The 4,130-nt window shown below is 60.6% G+C and carries 4 protein-coding genes; 1 reads left to right on the forward strand and 3 read right to left on the reverse strand.

Annotated features, from left to right (window positions below; translation table 11 throughout):
- Positions 1-37 precede the first annotated feature (37 nt).
- Positions 38-2,488 (reverse strand): penicillin acylase family protein, encoded by a 2,451-nt coding sequence (locus ACW9JC_RS28980; protein ID WP_457459320.1) that lies wholly within the window; start codon positions 2,486-2,488, stop codon positions 38-40.
- A 137-nt stretch (positions 2,489-2,625) separates the two neighbouring features.
- Here ACW9JC_RS28980 and ACW9JC_RS28985 point away from each other — a divergent pair, with 137 nt between their 5' ends.
- Entirely contained in the window at positions 2,626-3,183 is a 558-nt protein-coding gene (locus ACW9JC_RS28985; RefSeq protein ID WP_457459322.1) for a cysteine hydrolase family protein, read from the forward strand.
- Between the two features lie 168 nt (positions 3,184-3,351).
- On the opposite strand, the gene ACW9JC_RS28990 is transcribed toward ACW9JC_RS28985, so the two are convergent.
- Together ACW9JC_RS28990 and ACW9JC_RS28995 are read right to left on the reverse strand one after the other, a co-directional pair.
- Entirely contained in the window at positions 3,352-3,552 is a 201-nt protein-coding gene (locus ACW9JC_RS28990; RefSeq protein ID WP_034146774.1) for an SEC-C metal-binding domain-containing protein, read from the reverse strand.
- Between the two features lie 5 nt (positions 3,553-3,557).
- A complete protein-coding gene (locus ACW9JC_RS28995) occupies positions 3,558-4,043 on the reverse strand; it encodes an LEA type 2 family protein (RefSeq protein WP_448106607.1) in 486 nt (161 codons plus the stop codon).
- Positions 4,044-4,130: the final 87 nt, after the last annotated feature.

Genomic DNA, 4,130 nt, shown 5'->3' on the forward strand with positions numbered 1-4,130 from the left:
CTCTGCAGGAGCTGCCGCAGGCTGCGATCTCTTGATCTTATTTGCCCGGTGTCAGGGTCAATCGTTTGGTCCCATACACCTTGTCAAAGTTCTGCGGCTGCATCGGCAAGCTCTGGTACTGACCTTTGAGCCATGGATCGATGCTGTTCAGGTAGTTCGGGCTGGCCGGGTTGCCGGACTGGCCGGTGGCGTTCTGGCCCATCAGCGGTTCGGGTTGGCCGAAGTCGACGATAAAGCGCATGGCCGGTGCCAGCGTCGTATTGAAGTCCTGACCCCAAGCGAACGCGGCGGTATTGAGCGTGGTGTGATCGCCGCCAGCCGGCACGGGGCCGCGTACGGTCTGGCCATTGGCGTTCTTCCATTCATAGCGATGCAATTTGCCCCACTGCCAGGCTTTGTGATCGCCACCCAACTGGCTGTCGCCTGCGGTAATTGCCGCTGCGAGGCTGCGAGCGAGGATCGCCGGTTTGTCTTCTTTCTGAGCGGTGCGTGCATCGTCCCAGAACGGACTGTCTTCGCGGCCCAGCAAGTGGTCGGCCTGGGCTGCATAGGACAACTTGCCGTTGGCGACGAAGGCTTTCCAGGCCGGGCTGCTTTCCGGGCCCAGTTCATCGAGGAAAATCTGCTTCATGCTTTCTTGCAAGAACAGTTCGTAGATTGCCGCGTCGGTGGAGGTCGGGGCCAGTTTGCCGTCGAACGCCATCAAGCGAGTCAATGCCTCGCGCGCCTTGCCGCGATCCGCCACCGGCAGGGCTTCGATCGCCTGTTTGAGCGGCTGGGCCATGCCCGGTGCTTCGAACATTTTCTTCAGCTTGGCGGCGAACGTAGTGGTCTGGTCGTACTGCATGGCGATCAGGCTGCGGGTGTCATGTTTGCCCACGCCGGCCAGTTCGGCCAAACGCTCGCCGCGCTCCGGGGCCGACCAGGAGTTGGACAGCTGCATGCCGTAGCCATGGGGAATGACCCGCTGGTTGGCTGTGCCGAGCCAGCCTTGCGCCGGGTCCTGATCGTAAGGGTGCAGCATCGGGTCGGCGTAACCGTCCCAATCGTAGCGGTCTTCCCAGCCCGGCGAGGGCAGCAGGCCTTCGCCTTCGCGGCGATTCGGGTAGCGGCCGGTGACTTGCCAGCCGATGTTGCTGGCATCGGCAAACACCAGGTTCAAGGCGATGGCGCGGATCTCGCGGCTGGCGTCCGAGGCTTTCTCGACGCTCTGCGCACGGGACAGGTCGAAAAACGCATCAAGAGATTTGTCGTCAGTGAAGTTCGGTGTCTGCAACGCCAAACCGAAACCGCTGCCCTGTGCCAGACCCTGGGCGCTGTTGAGCAATGGACCATGGCGTGTTTCGTACACGGCTTCGCGAATCGGCCGCTGGCCTTTGACGAAATAGGTTTCGTTGCGCGTTATCGCCGGCTGCCATTTGCCGTTGGTTTCGTAGGCGAGACCGTTGCCCTGGCGGCGGATTTTTTCCAGGAACAAATCCTGGTTGTCGCCCATGACGCTGGTCGTGCTCCACGCCACTTTGCCGTTGAAACCGCCCAGCACCATCGGCAGACCGGCAATGGTCACGCCGGAAGCCTGATACTTCGGTGCGCGTATCTGCACATAGCTGAACAGCGACGGCACGCCCATCGGGCCATGGCTATCGCTGGCCAGCAGGCTTTTACCGCTGCGGCTGCGTTGCGGGGCGATCGCCCAGTTGTTCGACGAAGTGGCGCCGAGCAGATTCAGGTCAGAGAGCTGGCCTGTGGCTTTGCTGATGTCAGCCAGTCCCGGAATTTGTCCATTGAGCTTGATGCCTTGCAGCTTTTCGCTTTCGGCCAATGGCAGTTTTTCGTCGGGAGCGGACGGCGTCAGCCACGGCAGTTTGTCGGTGGTGAGCGTTTGCGCGAGCACCAGCGCGGAAATCTCTTCCGGCAGGTTGGCGGACTGGCTGAAGTTCAGCAGGCAGAAAATCAGCGCCGAATCTTCCGGCTGCCAGTATTCAGGCTTGTAGCCGCTGGCGGCGAGGTCCGCCGGCAACTTGTCGCGGTAGCGGAACAGGTAAGCGTTGACCCCGCGAGCGTAAACCTCAAAGAAGCGCTTGAGACGCGGTGAAGACGCTTTGTACAGCTCACCGGCGCTTTTTTTCAGGTTGACGGCGCGCATGTAGCGGTCGGCGTCCAGCAGGTCCGCACCGTGCATTTCCGCCAGACGACCCTGGGCCAGCAAGCGCAGGGTGACCATTTGCGTGATGCGGTCGCTGGCGTGCACATAACCGAGGCTGAACAGCGCGTCGTGGAACGTGCTGCTTTCGATCAACGGCATGCCCATGGCATTGCGGCGCACCGAAACATTCTGCGCCAGACCCTTCAGCGGCTGTACGCCGGAGGTCGGTGGAAGGGTGTCCTGGGCGTTGAAGCTCTGACAACCGGTCAGGCTCAAAACCCCCGCCACTGCTGCGGCAACGCCGAACCGGGGTAGAAAATGTGTATGGGCTGGCGAGGCCATGGCAAAGCTCCTGCGGGGGTAGCGTCAGTAAAGGCGCTACGTTAGTGAGCGGAAGGTGGGCGCGCAAGCGGGGTACAAGGTTATTTCAGGATTTGTCTGATAAGTTCAGCGACCAATGGTCAGGGAGGTTCGTCGGTATGCAGTTAATGGCAAACGCAGCACTGATCATCATCGATCAACAGAAAGGCATCCTTCACCCCAGGCTCGGCCGCCGGAACAACCCCGAGGCCGAGGAACGCATGCTGGAACTGCTGGGACATTGGCGGTGCAACGGGCGGCCGATCGTTCATGTGCAGCATCTGTCGCGATCGGAAGACTCAGTGTTCTGGCCGCGGCAGTCGGGCGTGGAGTTTCAGGAGCGATTTCTGCCATTGCCGGGTGAACATCTGATTCAAAAACAGGTGCCGGATGCGTTTTGTTCGACGGGGCTGGAGGCTCTGTTGCGCGAGGCGGGGATCGGGCAATTGATCATCGTTGGCGTGGCGACCCACAACTCGGTGGAATCCACGGCGCGCACGGCGGGCAATCTGGGGTTCGATGCATGGGTGGTCGAGGATGCGTGCTTTACCTTCGACAAGGCTGACTTTTTCGGGCATGCCCGCTCAGCTGAGGAGGTGCATGGGATGTCGCTGGGGAATTTGCATGGGGAGTATGCGACGGTGGTCAGTAGTGCGACGATTTTGCAGGCAGGCTGAGAAACCTGTGGGAGCGGGCTTGCCCGCGATGGCGATTTATCTGACACATCGATGTTGAATGTCCCGCCGTCTTCGCGGGCAAGCCCGCTCCCACAGGGATTGGAGTTGTGGGAGCGAGCCTGCTCGCGATGGCGATTCAACCGGCGAAAAAGCTCTTCGCCCGAAGCATCAAGCGCCGTGGCACTTCTTGAATTTCTTGCCGTTGCCGCATGGGCAAGGGTCGTTGCGGCCGACGTCTTTCAGGGCGTTGCGCACCGGTTCCTGGTGGGCGTGGCCGCAGTTCGGGCCGTGGACATGGCCATGGTCGTGATCATGGTGGTCATGATCGTGGTTGCAGTCAGGGCCATGGACATGGGGTTGCTGGGTCATCGGGGTTACTCCGGAATTAGATCGGCGGGGATTATCACGCCATTACGCGCCAGGTGCACGTAGTGAGCGATGAATAAACCGGTTTCCATCTCACCTTCCAGACGATAGGGAATGGCCTGCTCGGGGTTTTTCAGCTGTTTGACCAGATCCTTGACCTTGGGCCATAGATTAGTGCGGATCGGCACCCGGTAAGAACGGCTGGCCTTGGGTCCGATGGTAATCCAGTGTTCATGCGCGCCATCGGCCAGCAGGATGCCGCCCAGGTGAATGCGATACTCCAGACCGCGTACGGTCAGCTCGTTTTCGCTGCGGTTGTCGATGCGAAAGTGCAGGATGAAACGCTGCTCCAGCAGCTTGGCCCGCACCACTTCAACCCTGGCCAGATGCACCTCCGGGTCTGGCTCATCATTGCTGAACCAGGACGCGCAGCCGCCGAGCGCCAGACAAAGGGCAAGCGTGAGCAGACATTGTGCGAGTCGCCGGGTGATCATGGTCGTTCCTCTCCCTTGAACCCCAGTCTAGTCGTTAAAAGATCGCAGCCTTCGGCAGCTCCTACAGGGTGTACGCAATCCAATGTA

Source organism: Pseudomonas sp. SDO5591_S426 (genome assembly GCF_054070755.1).